The organism is Nonomuraea basaltis (assembly GCF_005893125.1).
Lineage (GTDB): Bacteria > Actinomycetota > Actinomycetes > Streptosporangiales > Streptosporangiaceae > Nonomuraea > Nonomuraea basaltis.
Genome location: NZ_VCJS01000052.1, coordinates 46,930 through 66,146, shown reverse-complemented (window position 1 = coordinate 66,146; position 19,217 = coordinate 46,930). Strand labels below are relative to the sequence as shown.

Below are 19,217 nucleotides of genomic sequence, written 5' to 3'. Positions count from 1 at the left end.
CGCCGCCCCCGTTACCCCGCCACCCGCGAGATCGACGAGCAGACGCGGCTCGGCGAGGTCTACATGCGCTCGCTGCTGCGCACCCAGTTCCGGCTGGCGCTGTTCGTCTGCACCGTGCTGGCCTGCGTGGTCGGCGGCCTGCCGCTGCTGTTCCTGCTCATCCCCGAGCTGGGCGAGGTGCACCTGCTCGGCGTGCCGCTCCCGTGGGCGGTGCTCGCCGGGCTCATCTACCCCGCCTTCGTCGTCGGCGCCTGGCTGTACGTCCGCCAGGCCGAGCGCAACGAACGCCACTTCGCCGAGCTGGTCGAACGCCGATGAGCGAGCGAGCAGCCGGACCGGGGCCGATCGCATGAGCCTGACCGCAGTCCTGGTCGTGGTGGTGGCGGCCGTGCTCATCGGGGCGTTCGGCATCAGAGTCTCCCGTACCACCTCCGACTTCTACGTCGCCTCCCGCACGGTCAGCCCGCTCTGGAACGCCTCGGCCATCGGCGGCGAGTACCTGTCGGCCGCCTCGTTCCTGGGCGTCGCCGGGCTCATCCTGACCTTCGGCGTGGACATGTTGTGGCTGCCCGTCGGCTGGACCGGCGGCTACCTGGTGCTGCTGGTGCTGGTGTCGGCGCCGCTGCGCCGCTCCGGGGCGTACACCTTGCCCGACTTCGCCGAGGCCAGGCTCGAGTCGATGACCGTGCGCCGCACGGCCAGCGTGCTCGTCGTGCTGATCGGCTGGCTCTACCTGATGCCGCAGTTCCAGAGCGCCGGGCTGGTGCTGCGGACGATCACCGGCGCGCCCGTGTGGGTCGGGGGACTGCTGGTCGCCGTGGTCGTGGCGGTGAACGTGCTGTCGGGCGGCATGCGGTCGATCACGTTCGTGCAGGCGTTCCAGTACTGGCTCAAGCTGACGGCGCTGGCCGTGCCGCTGGTGTTCCTGCTGATGGCCTGGTACGCCGACGGCGCGCCCGGGGTCGCCGGGCAGGACGCGACCGCCTGGCAGGTGCCGCTGGCCGGGAGCAAGGAGTACGGGCTGTATTCGACGTACTCGCTGATCCTGGCCACGTTCCTGGGCACGATGGGGCTGCCGCACGTGCTCGTGCGGTTCTACACCAACCCGGACGGCCGGGCCGCCCGCCGTACGACGCTGGTGGTCCTGTCGCTGCTCGGCGCGTTCTACCTGCTGCCCCCCGTGTACGGGTGGCTCGGCCGCCTCTACGCGCCCGACCTGACGCGCACGGACACCGTCGTGCTGACGCTGCCCGCGCGGATGATCGGCGGCACGCTGGGCGACCTGCTGACGGCGCTGGTCACCGCCGGGGCGTTCGCGGCGTTCCTGTCCACGTCCTCGGGGCTGACCGTGTCCGTCGCGGGGGTCATCGCCCAGGACCTGCTCAAGGGCGGGGTGCGCTCGTTCAGGATCGCCACGCTCATGGCCGTGGCGGTGCCGCTGGCGCTGGCGCTGTGGGCGCGGGCGCTGCCGGTGGCCGACGTGGTGGGGCTGGCGTTCGCGGTGGCGGCCTCGTCGTTCTGCCCGCTGCTCGTGCTCGGCATCTGGTGGCGGCGGCTCACCACCACAGGGGCGCTGGCCGGGCTGTTCGTGGGCGGCGGCCTCGCCTGCGCCGCGGTGCTGGCCACCATCACGGGCGCACCGTACGGAGGGTTCGCGGAGGCACTGCTGGCCCAGCCCGCCGCGTGGACGGTGCCGATCGCGTTCGCGGTCATGGTGGTGGTGTCGCTCCTGACCCCGCAACGGGTGCCGCCCGGAGTGGCCAGGATCATGGTCAGGCTGCACACGCCGGAGAACCTCGACCTCGACCGCGGCGACTGGCGGCCCCGCTCGTCCTAGGGCAGATACGCCTTATTGATCTTCGTGCGCTCGAAGGTGTGCCCGCGGTCGCAATCATGGCAGTAGCCGGTCACCACACTGCCCACGATGTTCAGGTCCTCCATGTAGTGCTCCTGGCGCTGCCACATGATGACGATCGCCTCGCCGGTGACGACGGCCAGCGCCAGCGCCTCGCCCGCCGTGTCCCTCTTGTCGCCCCTGAGGATCGCGGCGGCCGCCGCGGCGGCGTCGGCCGGCGGCTCGACGTCCACGGGCAGGCGGCGGCGCCGGGCCGACTCGGCTTTGATCGTGCCGTCGGCGGACACGCCGACCGGCGCGTGGCCCGACTGCCGTAGCAGGCGCAGCGCCTCGTCCGGGGGCAGGGCGCCGATCGCGACCGTCGGCGCGATCTGGCGCAGGGCCAGCTTGCGCAGAGCCCTGGAGCCGCACAGCTCCGTGATGACGGCAGGGTCGGTGGCGACCACGACGGACGGCCCCGCCGCGACCTTGATGGTGCCGTGTTTGCGTGCGGTGTCGGTGACGAGGTAGCCCAGCGGCTGGGGCACCGCCTTGGCCGAGAAGCGGGCCAGGCCGGCGAGCAGGGCGTCGGTGTCCGTGCCCGTGTCCAGCGCCCGGCGAATGGTCTTCTCCGAGAACCGCCACACGCTGGCCCGGTCACGTGACTCCAGGTCGGCGCAGGCGTTCAGGAAAGCGGCCAGGTCGGGGGCGGGGGTCCCGGACACGATCGCAGTCAGATCGTTCTGCAGGGTCGCGGTCGTCGCGGGCGGAGGGAAGAGCACATGTGCTTCGCCGTCGTCCAAGAAGACCCGGCCGAGGGTCGTCAGCGCTCCGTCGGCGACGATCCCGAGCAACTCGCCCTCGCGCAGGGCCGCGGCGACGAACTCGTCGGACGCCTTCGCGGCCTCGGCGGTCGCCCGCGTGCGCCAGGCCACCGCCGCCGTCAGCCCGGCGGCGTCCGTGCCCAGCCCTGGAGGCAGGGTGCGCAGCGTCTCCAGGACCGCGCGCCGGATCCGGCCCGCCCCGCACTCGAACTGGTACGGCGGCGGCAGCGGCTCCAGGTGGTCCTCGCAGCAGCCCACGACGCGGTACGTGGCCGCCTGCGGCAGCCGGAGCCAGGCGTCGGCCAGCACCCGCCACCTGGCGGGGGAGGAGCGCGCCAGCCAGTCGTCGACCTGCGTGGTGCTGAGCAGCCGCTCGCCCTGCTCCGAAGCGATCAGGTCGGCGTCGTGGGCGACGTCGAGCCACAGCACGGCCTCCTGCCCAGGAAGCCCGAGCGCCTTGGCCAGCCGCCTGAGCTCGCGGACGCCCACGCCGCCGGCCTTCAGCTCGGCGACCGGCTCCGTCCCGGCCAGCTCCGCCAGGGCTTCGGCGCGGTCGATGGCGGCCAGCGCGGCGCTCACGCCGTCGCTCTCGGGCCGCGGCCCGGCCGGCACGTCGGGCTGCCCGGTCAGCGCCGGCTTCCAGCCGTCGCCGCGCAGGGCCAGCGCCACCTCCCTGGGCATCTCGTACTCCCAGCCGTCACGGATCACGAACCCGGCGTCGACCAGGCGTTGCACCGGGTGCGTCCGGGACACGGAGCCGTAGTAGAGCTGCTCGCCGCCCACCACCGGCGCCCCGGACGCCATGGACTCCAGCAGCGTGACGGCCTGGCGCGGCAGCCGCGCCGCGCGGGCGCGTACGGACGCGCCGTCGCGCAGCAGCTCCTCGGCCCGCGTCACCAGGTCGGCCTTGCGGCCCACGGGCTGGCCGCCGAGGGCCTTCACCACGACCTTCAGCGCTTCGGCCGTGAGCTTCTTCTCGAACGCGCGCAGCGGCCTGCCCAGCCCGAACGGGTGCGCCCACAGGCCGGGGCGGTGCGGCGAGCGTACGGTGTCGCCGTCGAGCGCGATCAGGCCCCGTCCGGCCAGCGTGCCCAGCACCTCGTCTAACCGCCCGTGCGGGTCGTGGAGCGTCCCGGCCAGCTCGGCGCGGCTGGTCTCGCCGCCGGCCGTCTGTATGGCCTGGCTGACCGTGTGGCAGTCGGCGTCCAGGTCGAGCAGGACGGGGATGGCCGGCTCGGGCCGGGCCAGCAGTCGTTCGAGCACCTCGAGCGAGGGGGCCGCGGCCAGCTCCGGCCTGTTACGAAGGAGATTGGTGAGGTCGGCGGCGAGAGGAGGCACGGATCGACTGTAGCGGGGTGACCACCGCTCCCGCAGGGGGAGCGATGTGATCAGAGCGGCGGGAGTTCGCCGGAGCCGCGGGCGACCAGTTCGATCGGGACCTTCACCCGGCGGGGCGTCGGTGAGGGGTTCAGGAGGAGGTCCACGGCGCTGCGGGCCAGGCGGGTCACGTCATAGCGGACCACCGTCACCCCGGGGCTGAACACGTCGGCGAGTGCGAAGTCGTCGAACCCCACGTACGCGGGCCGCTCCGGCCGCTCCCGCAGCGCCTGCAGGATCCCGATCGCGGCCCGGTTGTTGGTGGCGAAGAAGGCCGTGGGCGGGTCCGGCAGGTCCAGGAGCCTGGAGACCTCGTGCGACACCCGCCACGGGTCGAACACTCTGTGCACCACCAGCGAGTCGTCGGCCGCCACCCCCGCCGCCCCCAGCGCCCGGCGGTAGCCGGAGGCGCGGTCGTGCACAGAGCTCACCCCGTCGTCGTCGGAGATCAGCGCGATCCGCCCGTGGCCGCGGGCGAGCAGGTGCTCGGTGGCCGTGCGGCCGCCCCGCACGTCGTCGAGCAGCACCACGTCCGCCGACTCCAGCCCCCGCGGCACGCGGTCCACGAAGACCATCCGGAGGCCCGCGTGCTCGGCCAGCCAGGCGTGGTCGGCCGCCGACGGGACGACGATCAGGGAGTCCACGCCGCGCGCGTACATGGACTCGATCAGCATGCGCTCCTTGTCCGGACTCTCCTCGTACGAGCCGAACACGACCAGCGCCTCGTGCTCGGCCGCGGCCGCCTCGACCGCGGCGGCCAGGCGCGAGTAGAACTCGTTGGAGATGTTCTCCATCACCAGGCCCAGCGTCAGCATGGTCGCGCCCCTGGCCAGCCGGGCGGCGGCCTCGTTGCGCCGGTAGCCGAGCGCGCTGATCGCCGCCTGCACCCGCTGCTGCAGCGAAGCCCTGACGTGCGGCTCTTGGTTGACGACCCGGGAGACGGTCTTGAGGCTCACGCCCGCGTGCCTGGCCACGTCCGCCATGGTCGGCTTGCGGGTGTTCGTGCTCGTGGCCTCACTCCGCTCCTCCTCCAGGCGTCGGCGGTCCGTCGCTGTCATACGCTGCCCCCATGGATGACGAATGGATCTGTGGCCGGTTGGGTGAGGACGAGCCTTGGGTGCTGGGCGCGGTCAACCCGCCGGTGTTCGAGAACTCGCTGTTCACGTTCGCGACCGCGGAGGAGCTGGGCGAGGCGGTCAGGAACGAGGACGAGCGGTACGTCTACTGGCGGGGGACCAACCCGACGGTTGATCTCGCCCAGCGTAAGCTGGCCGCGCTGGAGCGGGGAGAGCGGGCCAAATGTTTCGGGTCGGGCATGGGTGCCATCTCGGCGACCATCTCCTCGCTCGTGTCGGCCGGCGACCACGTGCTGGTGCTCGGCGCGGTGTACGGGCCGACCACGCAGTTCCTGCGCTACCTGGAGAAGTTCGGCGTCACGCATACGCACGTCCAGGATGTCGACGGCTGTGACAGCGCTATCAGGGCGGACACGCGCCTACTCTACTTCGAGTCGCCCTCCTACATGGCCTACGCCGTCGTCGACATCGCCGAGGTGACCGGGTGGGCTCGGGAGCGGGGGCTGGTGACGGTGATGGACAACACCTGGTCCACGCCGATCTTCCAGAAGCCGCTGACGATGGGCGTCGATCTGGTCGTGCACTCGCTGTCGAAGTACATCGGGGGCCACAGCGATCTCGTCGGCGGCGTCGTGACAGGGCCGTCGCGGCTGATCAGGCCGCTGGCGCTGACCGAGTACCAGCTCTACGGGGCCGCGATGTCGCCGCACGACGCGGCCAAGGTGATCAAGGGCTTGCGGACGCTGCCCGTGCGGATGGAGGCCCATCAGGAGCGGGGCCTGGCGGTGGCGGCGTTCCTGAAGGATCATCCGGCGGTGCGCGCGGTCAACCATCCCGGGCTGCCGTCGCATCCGGGACATGCGATCGCCGTGCGGCAGATGTCGGGGTTCTCGAGCCTGTTCAGCATCGAGCTGGCGACCGAATCGCGGGAAGAGGTCGCGATTTTTCTCGATAAATTGCGGCATTTCAGGATCGGCGTGTCCTGGGGTGGCTTCGAGAGCCTGGTGAACGCGCCCGCGCTGTCCACCGAGGAGAGCGTGCGGGCCACCATGGGCATCCCGGTCGGCCTCGTCCGCCTCTCGGTCGGCCTGGAGGCCGCCGACACATTGATCAAGGACCTCGGTCTAGCGCTGGAAGGTGTCGGTCGCCTAGCGTGACTGACAGCGCTGTCCATGAAGCCAGGCGCTGTCCCGAACCGGGGCGCTGTCTGAACACGCGGGAGGCACCCCCCATGAGAAAGCCCCTCCTGGCGACCGCGGTCGCCGCCACGCTGGTGCTCGCGGGTTGCGGCTCCGGCTCGTCGTCCTCGGGAGAGGTACGGCTCCGCATGATCGAGAGTCTGACCAGTCCCGAACGCACGAAGCTCATCAAATCCCTCATCGCCGACTTCGAGAAGGCCAACCCGGGCGTCACGGTCGAGCTCATCTCGCCGCCGCTCGACAGCGCCGACCAGAAGATCACCCAGATCCTGCAGACCAAGAAGGACCTGGACGTGCTGGAGGTACGCGACCACACGGCCAAGTCGTTCTCCAACAACGGCTGGCTGGCCGAGCTGCCCACCACGGACTGGCCGGGCTGGTCGGACCTGACCGAGCTGGCCCAGAAGAAGGCGGTCGAGGTCGGGGGCAAGCCCTACTTGATCCCGTACGGGTTCTACCAGCGCACGCTGTTCTACCGTACGGACTTCGGCATGGCCCAGCCTCCGACCACCTGGGAGGAGCTCTACGAGGCCGGCAAGAAGATGACCACGGGGGACCGCTACGGCTACTCGTTCCGGGGCGGCAAGGGCGGCGCCGACTACGCGGTGATGATGATCAGCGCGTACAACGGCGAGGCTCTCAACCCCGAGAAGTCCTTCTTCCTGAAGGACAAGCGGACCATCTTCTCGACCCCCGAGGCCGCCCAGGCCATGGACCTCTACGTCAAGATCTTCAAGGAGGCGTCGCCGCCGGACTCGGTGTCCTGGGGCTACCCCGAGATGGTCCAGGGCTTCACCTCGGGCGTCACCGGCATGCTCATCCAGGACCCGGAGGTGATCAAGACGGTCGAGGACAGCGGCGTCACGGCCTGGTCCACCGCCCCCATCCCCAAGGGCCCCACCGGGTACGCCTTCCAGCCCGTCGGCTTCGCCGGCTGGGGCGCCACCTCCTTCACCACGCACCCGAAGGAGGCGGTCAAGCTGGTGCAGTTCCTGTCGGAGGCCAAGCAGAGCATCGCCTTCGCCAAGGGCAACTCGCTCATCCCGATCTCCAAGCAGGCGCAGAGCGACCCGCAGTTCTCGCAGGGCGCGTGGAAGGCGTACCTGGCGGCCCAGCAGGACCCGAAGCAGGTGATCACGATCAGGCCCGTGGACTACCCGGGCTGGAGCCAGTTCGGCGTCGACTCCGACCGCGACGTCCAGGCGCTGCTCACCGGTAAGAAGACCGTCGCCGAGGTGCTCAAGTCGTGGGACGCCTTCTGGACGGACCAGGCCAAGAAGGTCTCGTGAGCGCACCACGCACCTTCACCGTCCGCCGGGCCAGGTTCATCGCGCTGTGCCTGCTGCCCGGCGCGGTGTTCGTGGCGCTGTTCACGTACTACCCGATGATCCGCGGCACGATGATCGCCTTCCAGCGCTACAACCTGTTCGACCTGACCTCGACCCCGTTCGTCGGCTTGGAGAACTTCCGGGCCGTGCTGGGCGAGGACCGGTTCTGGACGGCGCTGCGGAACACCGGCACGTGGGTGGTCGTGTCGCTGTTCTTCCAGTTCTTCCTGGGCTTCGGGCTGGCGCTGCTGCTGCGCAGGCACTTCCGGGGGCGCGGCCTCTACCAGGCGTGGGTGTTCTTCCCGTGGGCCATGTCGGGGTTCCTGATCGGGCTGCTGTGGCGGTGGATGTTCAACGGGCAGTTCGGCGTGATCAACGACCTGCTGCTCAAGACCGGGATCATCGACCAGCGCATCGGCTTCCTGGCCACGCCGGGGTGGGCGATGACGTCGGTGATCGTGGCCAACATCTGGTACGGCGTGACGTTCTTCGCCATCATGATCATGGCCGCGCTGCAGTCGGTCCCCAAGGAGCTCTACGAGGCGGCGGACGTGGACGGGGCCTCGCGGCTGCGCCAGTTCTGGCACGTGACGCTGCCGCACATCCGGCCCACGCTGGCGCTGATCGTCTTGCTGCGCATCATTTGGATCCTGAATTTTCCGGATCTCATCTATTCGATGACCGGCGGCGGCCCGGCCGGCAGCACCGACATCATCACCACCTTCCTCATCCAGCAGGTCATCGGCGGCGACTACGGCCGGGCGGGCGCGGTCGGCCTGCTCGTCCTCGGCCTGCTGCTGTCCTTCAGCGTTTTCTACCTCAACGCCACAAGATTCGAGAAGGCCAGATGAGACGACTCGCGACCACGGCCAAGGTCGTTGTGCTGGCCGCCTGGCTGCTGATCACCCTGTTCCCCCTCTACTGGATCGTCGTCACCTCGCTCAAGCCCAAGTCCGAGATCTTCTCGATGCCGCTCAGATACTGGCCGGGCAACGTGACGTTCGAACACTACGCAGACCTGTTCTCCTTCGCCGACTTCGGCGCGTACCTGCTGAACAGCCTCATGGTCTCGCTCGTCGCGGCCGGGGCGGTGACCGCGATCGGAGTGCTCGGCGGCTACACCCTCGCCCGTTTCGACTTCCCCGGCAGGGGAGCGGTGATGCTGGCGTTCCTGGTCACCCAGATGCTCCCGCTGTTCATCGCGCTCGGCCCGCTCTACCTGCTGATGTCCGACCTCGACCTGATCAACCGGCTCGCCGGGCTGATGCTGGTGTACGTCGCCATGCTGGTGCCGTTCTCGACGATCATCATGCGTGGCTTCTACGAGCGGGTGCCGGTCGCGCTGGAGGAGGCCGCCCAGGTGGACGGGGCGTCGCGGCTGGTCGCCATGGTGCGGGTGGTGATCCCGGTCATGCTGCCGGGCATCGCGGCGACGTTCATCTTTGCCTTTGTCCAGTGCTGGAACGAGCTGTTCCTGGCGATCACCTTTATCGACAGCGAGGACGCCAAAACGATCCCGGTGGCCATGAACTCCTTCATCACCCAGTACGACATCGACTGGGGCAGCATGGCCGCCGCCACCGTGGTGTCCGTGCTGCCCACGCTCGTGTTGTTCGCCGCCATCCGGCGCTACATCGTCGAAGGGCTGACGGCGGGCGCCGTCAAGGGCTGACCCCGGTAGCGGAGGTCGCGGAAGCGGGACTCGGCCCGGCCTCCGCTCCTGGCGATCTCCAGATGCATCCGATGATTGGCGGCCCGCCCGGAGAATTGCTCCTGCGCAGCGGAAACGTGTGCGGCGATCCATCTTCGCAGCTCAGCGCCGGATTAAGTATGAAGTAAGGTTTCCTGAAGGTTGACAACGGCCATCAAGATCTCTTGACGGCTGTGATTTCGTGTGTCATACAGGCGAAAGATCCGATCTCTTCCTGCGATATGGAGAGTCCTGATGACACCCCCCATCGAAGACCCGACCCGCCGAGCCGTGATCGGCTCCGCCGCCGGCGGCTTGGCGCTCGCTCTCGTTCCCGCTACCGCGGCCCCCGCCCATGCGGGGGCCGGCTGGCGCCTTCGGGAGCGCGTGCGCTGGCCGGAGTTCATGAAGGCCCAGGACCTGATCTGGGGAAGGATGCCCAAGTCCTGGCACGAAGGCCCGTTCCTCGGCGACGGGCTGCTCGGCAGCATGATCTACCAGGAGCCGGGCCAGAACAAGATCCGCTTCACCGTCCAGCACGGCCGCGTCCAGGACCACCGGCCCCAGTTCGGCAGTGGCTGGGGCACCTGCCGCTTACCCGTCGGCCACGTCACCCTCGATCCCGTCGGCACGATCACCGCCGTGGACTGGCGGCTCAGCTTGTGGGACGCGGAGGTCACCGGCACCGTCACGACGGACAAAGGCACGCTGGCCTTCTCGGCGTTCATCCACGACGAGATCCTGGTCGCCAGGGCCGAAGCCGATGGCGAGGAGCAGGTCCGGTGGACCTTCCACCCGGAGGCGGCGGTCAGCCCCCGCTCGGCCACCGAGGCGCCGCCGAGCGGTTACACCCCGAACCGGCCCTGGACCACCGCGACCACCGACGGCGTCGAGCAGGTGCTCCAGCCGCTCACCGGTGGCGGGCAGACCGCCACCGCCCACCGCGTCAAGGACGGGACGCTCCTGGTAGCCGTGGGCCACAGCTTCCCGTCCGCCACCGAGGCCCAGGAGACCGCGCTCGCCAAGATCCGGAACGCGCGGCCGTACGGGATCATGCGTAAGCGCCACCGGGACTGGTGGCACGACTTCTACGTCAAGAGCTTCGTCTCCCTGCCTGACCAGCGGCTGCAGAGCTTCTACTGGATCCAGCTCTACAAGGTGGCCTCGGCCGGCCGGGCGGGCGGCCCGGTCATGGCCACCAGCGGTCCCTGGCTGGAGTCCACCCCGTGGCCGGCGGTCTGGTGGAACCTCAACGTGCAGCTCGAATACTGGCTCATCCACGGTGCGAACCACCTGGAGCTCGACTCGCTCACCAGCACGCTCGACCAGAACCGCGAGCAGCTCGTCAACAACGTGCCCGCCGCCTACCGCGCCGACTCGGCGGGGGTGGGCCGCAGCTCCGACATGTTCTGCACCCGCGGCGTCGGCACGCCCGGCTCCGGCGCCGAGGTCGGCGACCTCACCTGGGCGCTGCACAACGTGTGGCTGACCTACCGGCACACCATGGACGACCGGCTGCTGCGCGACACGGTCTTCCCGCTGCTCAGGCGGGCGATCAACTACTACCTGCACTTCCTGACGCCCGGTGCGGACGGCAGACTGCACCTGCCCAGCACGCTGTCACCGGAATACCCGGTCACGCCGCCCCGGGACACCAACTACGACCTGGCGCTGATCAGGTGGGGCTGCCAGACGCTGCTGGAGTCCGCCGACCGGCTCGGCGTCGACGACCCGCTCGAGCCGAAGTGGCGGGAGGTGCTCGCCACGCTCGTGGACTACCCGGTCGACGCCAACGGCTTCATGATCGGCGCCGACACCCCGTACGCGCAGTCGCACCGCCACTACTCACACCTCCTCATGGTCTATCCCCTCTACCTGGTCAACTGGGACCAGCCCGAGCACCGGGAGCTGATCGAGAAGTCGGTCGTGCACTGGCAGGCCCTGCCGAGCGCGCACCGCGGCTACAGCTACACCGGCGCCGCCTCCCTCTACGCGATGATGGGCCGGGGCGACACCGCCCTGTCCTACCTCGACCGGTTCTTCGACCCGGCCAGCCGCTTCCCGTGCCGGCCCAACACCCACTACGCCGAGGCCGGGCCGGTGATCGAGACACCTCTGTCGGCCTCCCAATCGATCCACGACATGCTCTGCCAGAGCTGGGGCGGGATCGTCCGCGTCTTCCCTGCGGTGCCCGCTTCGTGGAGGGACGTCGCGCTCCACGACTTCAGGACGCAGGGGGCGTTCCTGGTCTCGGGGGTACGCCAGGACGGCCGCACCCGGTTCATCCGGATCCGAAGCCTGGCGGGGGCCCCGCTCAGGCTCAAGCACGGCCTCGACGGCCCGATCACGGCCGTGCTCGACGACGGCAGGCCGGCCCGGGTGAAGGACCTGGGGGAGGGCATCGTGGAGATCACGTTGGGCCGGGGCAGGGAGGTGCTCGTCCACACCGGCGCGCGGCCCGACCTGGCCATCGCCCCGGTGAAGATCGCCAAGCCGGGCGAGGCGTGGGGCCTGCCGCCGATCCCGCCGCCCGGCCGCACCACGCCGGTGGACCTGTCGGCGCACGTCGACAACGACGGCGTCTCCACCCACGAGACCATGACCGACGGGAACGCGGACGGGTCCGGCTACACCTACCCGGCAGAGGAGCTGCCGCCCGCCGGGCCGCTCACGCACGAGGGGCTGAGCTTCGTCTTCCCCGCCTACGGCGACGGCGTCAAGAACAACGTCACCGGCCAGGGGCAGACCATCGACGTGCCGCCCGGCGCGTACGCCAAGGTCCGCCTGCTCGGGGCCGGCACCTCGGGCAGCGTCAGCGCCGCGCTGGCCGCGACGTACGCCGACGGCTCCACCGCCCAGGTCCCGTTCGTCCTGCCCGACTGGGGCGGTCAGCCCGGCGCCGGGACGACCGAGGTGCTGCGGTGCACCCATCGGCACGGCCAGAACGGCGCGAACACGCTGCGCGTCGGCCTGTTCGAGACGCAGGCGGCGCTCGACCCCGCCAGGGAACTGCGCTCCCTCACCCTGCCCGCGCTCACCCGCCCCCAGCTTCACCTGTTCGCGCTCTCCCTGGAGGAACCCCGATGACTGGCATCTCCCGCCGCGCCTTCGTGGCCGGCACCGGAGCGGCCGCCGTGGCGGCGGGCGCAGGAGCGAGCGTGGCGGTCACCTCGCCTGTCGCATGGGCGGAGGCCGGATCGGGCGGAGACGCGCACGGCGGCATCCTGGCCGACGCCGCCATGGTGTGGCGGCGGCTGCCCGCCGGCTGGCAGGAAGGGCCGTTCCTGGGCAACGGGTTTCTCGGCGTGCACATTTACCAGAAGAGCGGCGAGGGCAACGTGCTGCGCTTCATGGTCAACCACTCCGTGGTGCAGGATCAGCGGGGGCAGTGGGAGGCGGCGATCGGCTACTCGCGGCTGCCCATCGGCTATCTCACGCTGACCTTCGCCGGGGCCGTCACGGCCGTGGACTGGCGGCTGGACCTGGAGCACGCCGAGCTGTCGGGCACGGTGACGACCACGCAGGGCGGCGTCCGGATCACCGCGCTCGTGCTCAACCAGCGCGACGTGCTGCTGGTGTCCCTGACGCCCAGCGCGGGGGAGGAGGCGGCGGCGTGGGGCTTCACGCCGCTGCCGTCCCACACGACCAGGACGATCCGCCGCCCGCCCGACTACACCGGAAATCCCGACCCGGTGGTCGCCGACGGGTACGTCGAGCAGCCCATGCACGCGGGCGGCGGCTACACCACCGCCTGGCGCGAGGCCCGCCAGGGCTCCCGGCGCCTGCTCGCCGCCACGATCGCCTACGGCTACCCGGCCTCGACCGGCGTCGAGGAGGCCGTGCGGACCGTTCGCCACGTGCTCGACGGCAACCCCGAGGCGCAGGTCGTGGCCCACCGGCTCTGGTGGCAGCGGTTCTACCGGCGCAGCCTGGTCTCGGTCCCCGACAAGAAGCTGCAACGCTTCTACTGGATCCAGCTGTACAAGATGGCCTCGGCCACCAGGGAGAACGCCCCTGTGGTGACCGAGTGGGGGCCGTGGTTCCCCGAGGTGGGCAACAGCTGGACGAACATCTGGTGGAACCTCAACGTCCAGGTCGCCTATCCGCTGATCAACGGCTCCAACCACCAGGAACTCGACGCCATCACCACGACCTTCCGGAAATATCACGAGAATCTCGAACTGAACGTCCGGCCCGAGTACCGCGACGGGCAGTCCTGGGCGCTGTGCCATCCGGGCGACCGCATGCTCCGGCCGGGACCACGCTACGTCGGCATCCCGGGCGTCAGCCCCAACGACCACACCGGCAACCTCACCTGGGCCATGCACAACGTCTGGCTCGCCTACCGGCACCACATGGACGCCGCAGTGCTCAAAGACGTCCTCCATCCGATCCTCACCCGGGCGATCAACTACTACGGCCGGTTCCTCGTCGAAGGCGCCGACGGCAAACTCCACCTGCCCGAGACCCGCTCACCCGAGTACGCCAACGCGTCCGACGCCACCTACGACCTGTCGCTGATCCGCTGGGGCTGCCGGACGCTCCTCGACACCGCCGAACGGCTCCGCGTCGACGACCCCCTCGAGCCCCGGTGGCGGGAGATCCTCGCGCGGCTCGTGCCGTACCACCGCAACGAGCAGGGCGTCATGATCGGGGCCAACGTGCCGCTCGCCGAGTCGCACCGGCACTACTCGCACCTGCTGTGGATCTACCCGCTGCGGGAGTCGCTCGACAGGCGGAGCTTCGAGCACTGGACGAGCATGCGCGAGCGGTGGCACGGCTACAGCTTCGCCGCGGCCTCCTCGATGGAGACGCTGTTCGGCAACCCTGAGGAGGCCCTGTCCTACCTGCGCTTCTTCATCGACGGCAACGTGGTCGACAACTGCGCGATCACGCCCAACACCATGTACAGGGAGGGCTCCAACTTCGCGATCGAAAGCCCGCTGGCCGCCGCGCAGTCGCTGCTCGACATGCTGATCCAGAGCCACGGCGGGGTGGTCGAGGTGTTCCCCGCGGTCTCGGCGACCTGGGCCGAGGCGTCGGTGGAGCGGCTTCGGGCTCAGGGGGCGTTCGTGGTGGACGCCGCGCGCAGCCGTGGGCGTACCGAATGGATCAGGGTCAGGAGCGAGGCAGGCGAGCCGCTCAAGCTCAAGCACGGCATCGAGGGGCCGATCGAGGTCCGTGACGAGCGCGGCAGGCGGCTGCCGTATCGGGGATCGGACCCGATCGAGATCCCGCTGCGCAGGGGCGCGACGGCCGTGATCGCCCGGCGCGGCGCTCGACCGTCGGAGCCCCGGGACGTACCGGCGAACGGGAGCGCTCCCCCCTGGGGCCTGCCGTAGCGACCGTTCGTCGTGCTGAACAGACCTTTCACCGCAGACCATAACCAACTAAGCGCCGGACGGAGGCGGCTCGGCGAACAACCCCGTTACGGGACTCCACGCAGGGTAGGTTGCGCCCTTACGTTGAGCGTGATCCGCATCACAGTGGAGGTCTCGTGACTACCAGAGAACATGACGCGTCTGTCTACGAACAAGTCCAGGAGAGCAATGAGTTCCAAGAGCTGAAAAGGCGTTTCCGCGCCTGGACGTTCCCCATGACCGTCGCGTTCTTCGCGTGGTACCTGCTCTACGTGGTGATGTCCGGGTGGGCGCGCGACTTCATGGCCATCAAGCTGCTCGGCGAGATCAACGTCGGGCTGATCTTCGGCCTGCTGCAGTTCGTGTCCACGTTCCTGATCGCGTGGGCGTACGCCAGGCACGCCGAGAAGGTGCTTGACCCGATCGCCGACAAGCTGCGTCACGAGGTTGAGGAGAAGACCCAGTGAGCTCGACCACCCTCGGGATGATCCTCTTCCTCACCTTCGTCGCCGGGACGCTGGGGATCACGTACTGGGCGAGCCGCCAGACCAAGACGGCCGCCGACTACTACGCGGGCGGCCGGTCGTTCACCGGAGTGCAGAACGGCCTGGCCATCGGCGGCGACTACATGTCGGCCGCCTCCTTCCTCGGCATCGCGGGCATCATCGCGCTGTCCGGCTACGACGGGTTCCTGTACTCGATCGGGTTCCTGGTGGCCTGGCTGGTGGCGTTGCTGCTGGTGGCCGAGCTCATGCGGAACTCCGGCAAGTTCACCATGGCCGACGTGCTGGCGTTCAGGATGAGCCCGCGCCCGGTCCGCACGGCCGCGGGCGTGTCCACGATCGTGGTCAGCATCTTCTACCTGCTGGCCCAGATGGTGGGCGCGGGCGCGCTGGTCGGCCTGCTGCTCGGCATCACCACCCCGGCGGGCAAGGCGTGGACGATCGTCGGCGTGGGCGCGCTGATGATCGTCTACGTGGTGTTCGGCGGCATGAAGGGCACGACCTGGGTCCAGATCGTCAAGGCCGTGCTGCTGATGAGCGGCGCCGCGCTGGTGACGGTGCTGGTGCTGGGCAAGTTCGGCTTCAACCTGTCGGCGCTGCTCGGCCAGGCCGCCGCCACCAGCGGTCCCAAGGGCAACCCTGACGCCTTCCTCAGCCCCGGCCTGAAGTACGGCACCGAGGCCCAGGGCCTGGCCGGCAAGATCGACCTCATCAGCCTCGGCCTCGCTTTGGTCCTCGGCACGGCGGGCCTGCCGCACATCCTCATCCGCTTCTACACCGTCCCCACCGCCAAGGAGGCCCGCAAGTCGGTCCTGTGGGGCATCGGCATCATCGGCACCTTCTACCTGCTGACGCTCGTCCTCGGCTTCGGTGCCGCCGCCCTCGTCGGCAAGACGGCGATCGTCGCGGGCGACAAGGCGGGCAACACCGCGGCCCCCATGCTGGCCCAGCGGGTCGGCGAGGAGATCTTCGGCCCGGTCGGCGGCACGATCCTGCTGGCGCTCATCGGTGCCGTGGCCTTCGCCACGATCCTGGCCGTGGTCGCCGGGCTCACGCTCGCCTCCTCCTCCAGCTTCGCCCACGACCTGTACGCGCACGTCTTCAAGCGCGGCCAGGTCACCGACCGACAGGAGGTCGTGGTGGCTCGGCTCTCCGCCCTGGTCATCGGCGCCGTCGCGATCGGCCTGGGCATCCTCGCCCAGGGCCAGAATGTGGCGTTCCTGGTGGCGCTGGCGTTCGCCGTGGCGGCCTCGGGCAACCTGCCGGCCATCCTCTACAGCCTATTCTGGAAGCGGTTCAACACGGCGGGCGCCGTCTCGGCGATCTACGGCGGTCTGGTCTCCGCCCTCGTTCTGGTCATCTTCTCGCCGGTGGTGTCCGGAGGGGAGACGGCGCTGTTCAAGACGGCCGACTTCGCCTGGTTCCCGCTGAGCAACCCGGGCATCATCTCGATCCCGCTGGGCTTCCTGTGCGGCTGGATCGGCACGGTCCTCAGCAAGGAGTACAACGCGGCCAAGTACGCCGAGATCGAGGTCCGCTCCCTGACCGGAGTGGGCGCGGAGAAGGCGACCCCGCACTGATCCTCCCACTGAGGCGCCTCCTGCCCTGAGGGCGCCTCCCCGTCGGAAACGCTCACATCCCCCGCCCGGGCGTCTTCCGCACCGAAAGGCCCGGCCTCTTTGGAGGCCGGGCCTTTTCGCGTGCCCGGGGAAGCCCCGTGTGGGAAGTATCTGGAAAGGGATTGTGGGCGTCCCACACCGGCCGCCGAAGTTAACGACACCGAAACGCTGTGAAATCTGTGGTTGACGGGGTTTCGGCGGCATGGGTACGTTCTCAGATGTGTGAACGTTGCCACACTGGCCTGGCGCCACGTGGCCTCATCGGCACGCCTGATGCTCCCCTTGATCAGTCGGAGGCCAAACCCCCATGAGATCCCCCCTCGTCCGTTGGTCCGTCTTGTCCGTGTCGCCGGCTCTGGTGCTCACTTCCTGTGCCAAGGGGACCGGCGGCGCGGCTCCGGTGCAGCCCTCCGGCATCGTCACGACTGGAAGCAGAGGATGAGCTTTCCCGGCGGATTCCTGTGGGGCGCGGGCACGTCCGCGTACCAGACGAGGGCCACCACGGCCGGGGTGAGTCGGTGTGGGCCCCGGTTCGGGCTGGTCCACGTCGACTACGCCACCGGCGTCCGCACGATCAAGGATTCCGGGCGCTATTACGCCAAGCTCATCGCCGGGGGCGGCACGGCCCCCGATCTCCCCAGGATCGAGGCATTCGGATAGACCATGCGCATCATCACCACCGACCAGGCGTACCACCTGGACAGCGGCCACTACCGGCTGACCGTCTCCCGTACCGATCCCAGCGCCGAGCTGGAGGGCTGGATGACGCTCAGCCTGATCGCCTCGGTCAACACCGCGGGCGGGCGGGACGAGACGTACGAGACCTTCCCGCCCGTGCTCGTCGAGCGCGAGGGCGTCGCGATCTTCGACTTCCCCCAGCGCACGACCGAGTGGGAGACCAAGACCGTCCGGCTGACCTGCGCCCCCGAGACGATCGCGCTGGAGGTGCGCGTCGAGGGCGACGGCGTGCTCGGCGACGTGACGCTGCTCGGCGGGCGGGCCGTGCTCAACACCCGCGCGGCGGGCACGTTCCGCAGCGGGGTGCACGCCCGCGGCGTCTTCAACCCCACTCCCACCCATCCCGTGCAGGTCGTCAGGCCGGTGTCCGCGCCGGTCGCGCTCACCGTGATCGGCGACGCCTCGCCGGGCCGGCTGCACGCGGTCTTCTCGCCGCCGCCGCTGGTCCTGGCCTTCACCAAGGAGGAGCCGGGCGGCGCCACCGCCGTGCCCGGCGGGCCGTGGCTCGGCGCCTCGGTACGCGCCGGGATCGCCGGCCTGACCTTCACCGAGCTCGGGTACGAGCCGCTCGACGGCGGGGCGCTGCTGCGCTTCGACTACGAGTGCCACACGGCGGTGCGCGGCGCGTGGACGTCGCCGGCCGTCGTGTTCCGCGCCGCCGCGTCCCCCTGGGAGGCGATCGCGCACCACCGGGACGACCTCGTCGCGCACGGCCTGGCGCCCGCCGGGCCCGTCCACGAGCGGCACGCGTGGTGGAGCGAGCCGATCTTCTGCGGCTGGGGCGCCCAGTGCGCCAGGGCGGACGGCCGCTCCCCGGTGGACCTGTCCAGGCAGGACCTCTACGACGAGTGGCTGTCCAGGCTCGAGGAGCACGGCGTCGTGCCGGGGACCGTCGTCATCGACGACCGGTGGCAGCTCACGTACGGCGACCTGGAACCCGACCCGGCGAAGTGGCCCGCATTACGAGAGTGGATCGCGGCCAGGCACGCGCGCGGGCAGCGCGTGCTGCTGTGGTGGCGGGCCTGGTCGCCGGACGGGCTGCCGGTCGAGGAGTGCGTGACCGACGCGGGCGGCCGGGCCGTGGCCGCCGACCCGTCGAACCCGGCCTACCGCCGCCGGATCCAGGAGATCATGGAGCGGCTGCTCGGCGACCTCGGAGCAGACGGATTCAAGATCGACTTCACGCAGTGGTTCCCCAGCGGGTCGCACCTGAAGACGTACGGCTCCACCTGGGGCCTGGCGCTCCTCCATGAACTGCTCGCCACCATGTACGACGCCGCCAAGCGCGTCAAACCGGACGCCCTCATGATCACCCATACCCCGCACCCCGCCTTCGGCGACGTCAGCGACATGATCAGGCTCAACGACGTGCTCGAACGCGACCCCTGCGACAACCCCGTCCCCGCCGTCGACCAGCTCCGCTTCCGGCACGCCGTCGCCGCCCACGCCATGCCGGGGCACCTCATCGACACCGACCAGTGGCCGATGCCCAGCAGGGCGGACTGGCTCGCCTACGCCGAGGCGCAACCCTCGCTCGGCGTCCCCGCGCTGTACTACGTGGAGTCCATCGACAACTCCGGCGAGCAGATCACCGGCGATGACCTCCGCCTCGTGGCGAAGTGGTGGCGGCGCTGAGGCAGGCCGAGGTCGTCGTGTACGGCGCCACGTC

The 19,217-nt window shown here is 70.0% G+C and carries 14 protein-coding genes; 12 read left to right on the top strand and 2 right to left on the bottom strand.

Annotation, left to right across the window (positions count from 1 at the left end):
• On the top strand, positions 1-318 hold a 318-nt coding region (locus EJK15_RS24685; protein ID WP_138712832.1), incomplete at its 5' end, for a hypothetical protein.
• Between the two features lie 31 nt (positions 319-349).
• Positions 350-1,837, top strand: a complete 1,488-nt coding sequence (locus EJK15_RS24680) for a sodium/solute symporter (RefSeq protein ID WP_138712831.1) — start codon at positions 350-352, stop codon at positions 1,835-1,837.
• Here EJK15_RS24680 and EJK15_RS24675 read toward each other — a convergent pair.
• Both EJK15_RS24675 and EJK15_RS24670 read right to left on the bottom strand, forming a co-directional pair.
• A complete protein-coding gene (locus tag EJK15_RS24675; protein WP_138712830.1) occupies positions 1,834-3,996 on the bottom strand; it encodes a helicase-associated domain-containing protein in 2,163 nt (720 codons plus the stop codon). The two genes, EJK15_RS24680 and EJK15_RS24675, sit on opposite strands and share 4 nt — an antisense overlap.
• A gap of 50 nt (positions 3,997-4,046) precedes the next feature.
• Positions 4,047-5,093, bottom strand: coding sequence for a LacI family DNA-binding transcriptional regulator (locus EJK15_RS24670; RefSeq protein WP_138712829.1), 1,047 nt, complete (start codon positions 5,091-5,093; stop codon positions 4,047-4,049).
• Positions 5,094-5,104: 11 nt separating this feature from the next.
• Between EJK15_RS24670 and EJK15_RS24665 the strand changes: the two genes are divergently transcribed.
• The 10 genes from EJK15_RS24665 to EJK15_RS24620 all read left to right on the top strand — a co-directional run bounded on the left by EJK15_RS24665 (position 5,105) and on the right by EJK15_RS24620 (position 19,183).
• Positions 5,105-6,268, top strand: a complete 1,164-nt coding sequence (locus tag EJK15_RS24665; protein ID WP_138712828.1) for a trans-sulfuration enzyme family protein — start codon at positions 5,105-5,107, stop codon at positions 6,266-6,268.
• Between the two features lie 74 nt (positions 6,269-6,342).
• Entirely contained in the window at positions 6,343-7,599 is a 1,257-nt protein-coding gene (locus EJK15_RS24660; protein ID WP_138712827.1) for an ABC transporter substrate-binding protein, read from the top strand.
• A complete protein-coding gene (locus EJK15_RS24655) occupies positions 7,596-8,489 on the top strand; it encodes a carbohydrate ABC transporter permease (protein WP_206061092.1) in 894 nt (297 codons plus the stop codon). The genes EJK15_RS24660 and EJK15_RS24655 overlap by 4 nt, the downstream gene beginning before the upstream one ends.
• Entirely contained in the window at positions 8,486-9,310 is an 825-nt protein-coding gene (locus EJK15_RS24650; protein WP_138712826.1) for a carbohydrate ABC transporter permease, read from the top strand. The genes EJK15_RS24655 and EJK15_RS24650 overlap by 4 nt, the downstream gene beginning before the upstream one ends.
• Positions 9,311-9,583: 273 nt before the next feature.
• Entirely contained in the window at positions 9,584-12,415 is a 2,832-nt protein-coding gene (locus tag EJK15_RS24645; protein WP_138712825.1) for a glycosyl hydrolase family 95 catalytic domain-containing protein, read from the top strand.
• Positions 12,412-14,670: a glycosyl hydrolase family 95 catalytic domain-containing protein gene (locus tag EJK15_RS24640; protein ID WP_138712824.1), complete on the top strand. Its 2,259-nt coding sequence runs from the start codon at positions 12,412-12,414 to the stop codon at positions 14,668-14,670. The genes EJK15_RS24645 and EJK15_RS24640 overlap by 4 nt, the downstream gene beginning before the upstream one ends.
• 155 nt (positions 14,671-14,825) lie before the next feature.
• Positions 14,826-15,155 (top strand): DUF485 domain-containing protein, encoded by a 330-nt coding sequence (locus EJK15_RS24635; protein ID WP_138712823.1) that lies wholly within the window; start codon positions 14,826-14,828, stop codon positions 15,153-15,155.
• Positions 15,156-15,172: 17 nt separating this feature from the next.
• Positions 15,173-16,771: a solute symporter family protein gene (locus tag EJK15_RS24630; RefSeq protein WP_138712837.1), complete on the top strand. Its 1,599-nt coding sequence runs from the start codon at positions 15,173-15,175 to the stop codon at positions 16,769-16,771.
• Between the two features lie 477 nt (positions 16,772-17,248).
• The gene (locus EJK15_RS72960) at positions 17,249-17,470 is read left to right on the top strand and encodes a family 1 glycosylhydrolase (protein ID WP_206061090.1); all 222 of its coding nucleotides are present in this window, start codon (positions 17,249-17,251) and stop codon (positions 17,468-17,470) included.
• Positions 17,471-17,473: 3 nt separating this feature from the next.
• Positions 17,474-19,183 carry an alpha-amylase family protein gene (locus tag EJK15_RS24620; protein WP_138712822.1) on the top strand — a complete coding sequence of 570 codons (1,710 nt, stop codon included), beginning with the start codon at positions 17,474-17,476 and terminating at the stop codon, positions 19,181-19,183.
• The last annotated feature ends 34 nt before the right edge of the window (positions 19,184-19,217 follow it).

What these genes read in the sequence shown, in the direction of transcription:
- EJK15_RS24665 (WP_138712828.1), top strand. Translation starts at nt 5,105, where the DNA reads ATGGATGACGAATGGATCTGTGGCCGGTTGGGTGAGGACGAGCCTTGG.
- EJK15_RS24680 (WP_138712831.1), top strand. Translation starts at nt 350, where the DNA reads ATGAGCCTGACCGCAGTCCTGGTCGTGGTGGTGGCGGCCGTGCTCATC.
- EJK15_RS72960 (WP_206061090.1), top strand. Translation starts at nt 17,249, where the DNA reads ATGAGCTTTCCCGGCGGATTCCTGTGGGGCGCGGGCACGTCCGCGTAC.
- EJK15_RS24620 (WP_138712822.1), top strand. Translation starts at nt 17,474, where the DNA reads ATGCGCATCATCACCACCGACCAGGCGTACCACCTGGACAGCGGCCAC.
- EJK15_RS24630 (WP_138712837.1), top strand. Translation starts at nt 15,173, where the DNA reads ATGATCCTCTTCCTCACCTTCGTCGCCGGGACGCTGGGGATCACGTAC.
- EJK15_RS24645 (WP_138712825.1), top strand. Translation starts at nt 9,584, where the DNA reads ATGACACCCCCCATCGAAGACCCGACCCGCCGAGCCGTGATCGGCTCC.
- EJK15_RS24670 (WP_138712829.1), bottom strand. Translation starts at nt 5,093, where the DNA reads ATGACAGCGACGGACCGCCGACGCCTGGAGGAGGAGCGGAGTGAGGCC.
- EJK15_RS24640 (WP_138712824.1), top strand. Translation starts at nt 12,412, where the DNA reads ATGACTGGCATCTCCCGCCGCGCCTTCGTGGCCGGCACCGGAGCGGCC.
- EJK15_RS24650 (WP_138712826.1), top strand. Translation starts at nt 8,486, where the DNA reads ATGAGACGACTCGCGACCACGGCCAAGGTCGTTGTGCTGGCCGCCTGG.
- EJK15_RS24660 (WP_138712827.1), top strand. Translation starts at nt 6,343, where the DNA reads ATGAGAAAGCCCCTCCTGGCGACCGCGGTCGCCGCCACGCTGGTGCTC.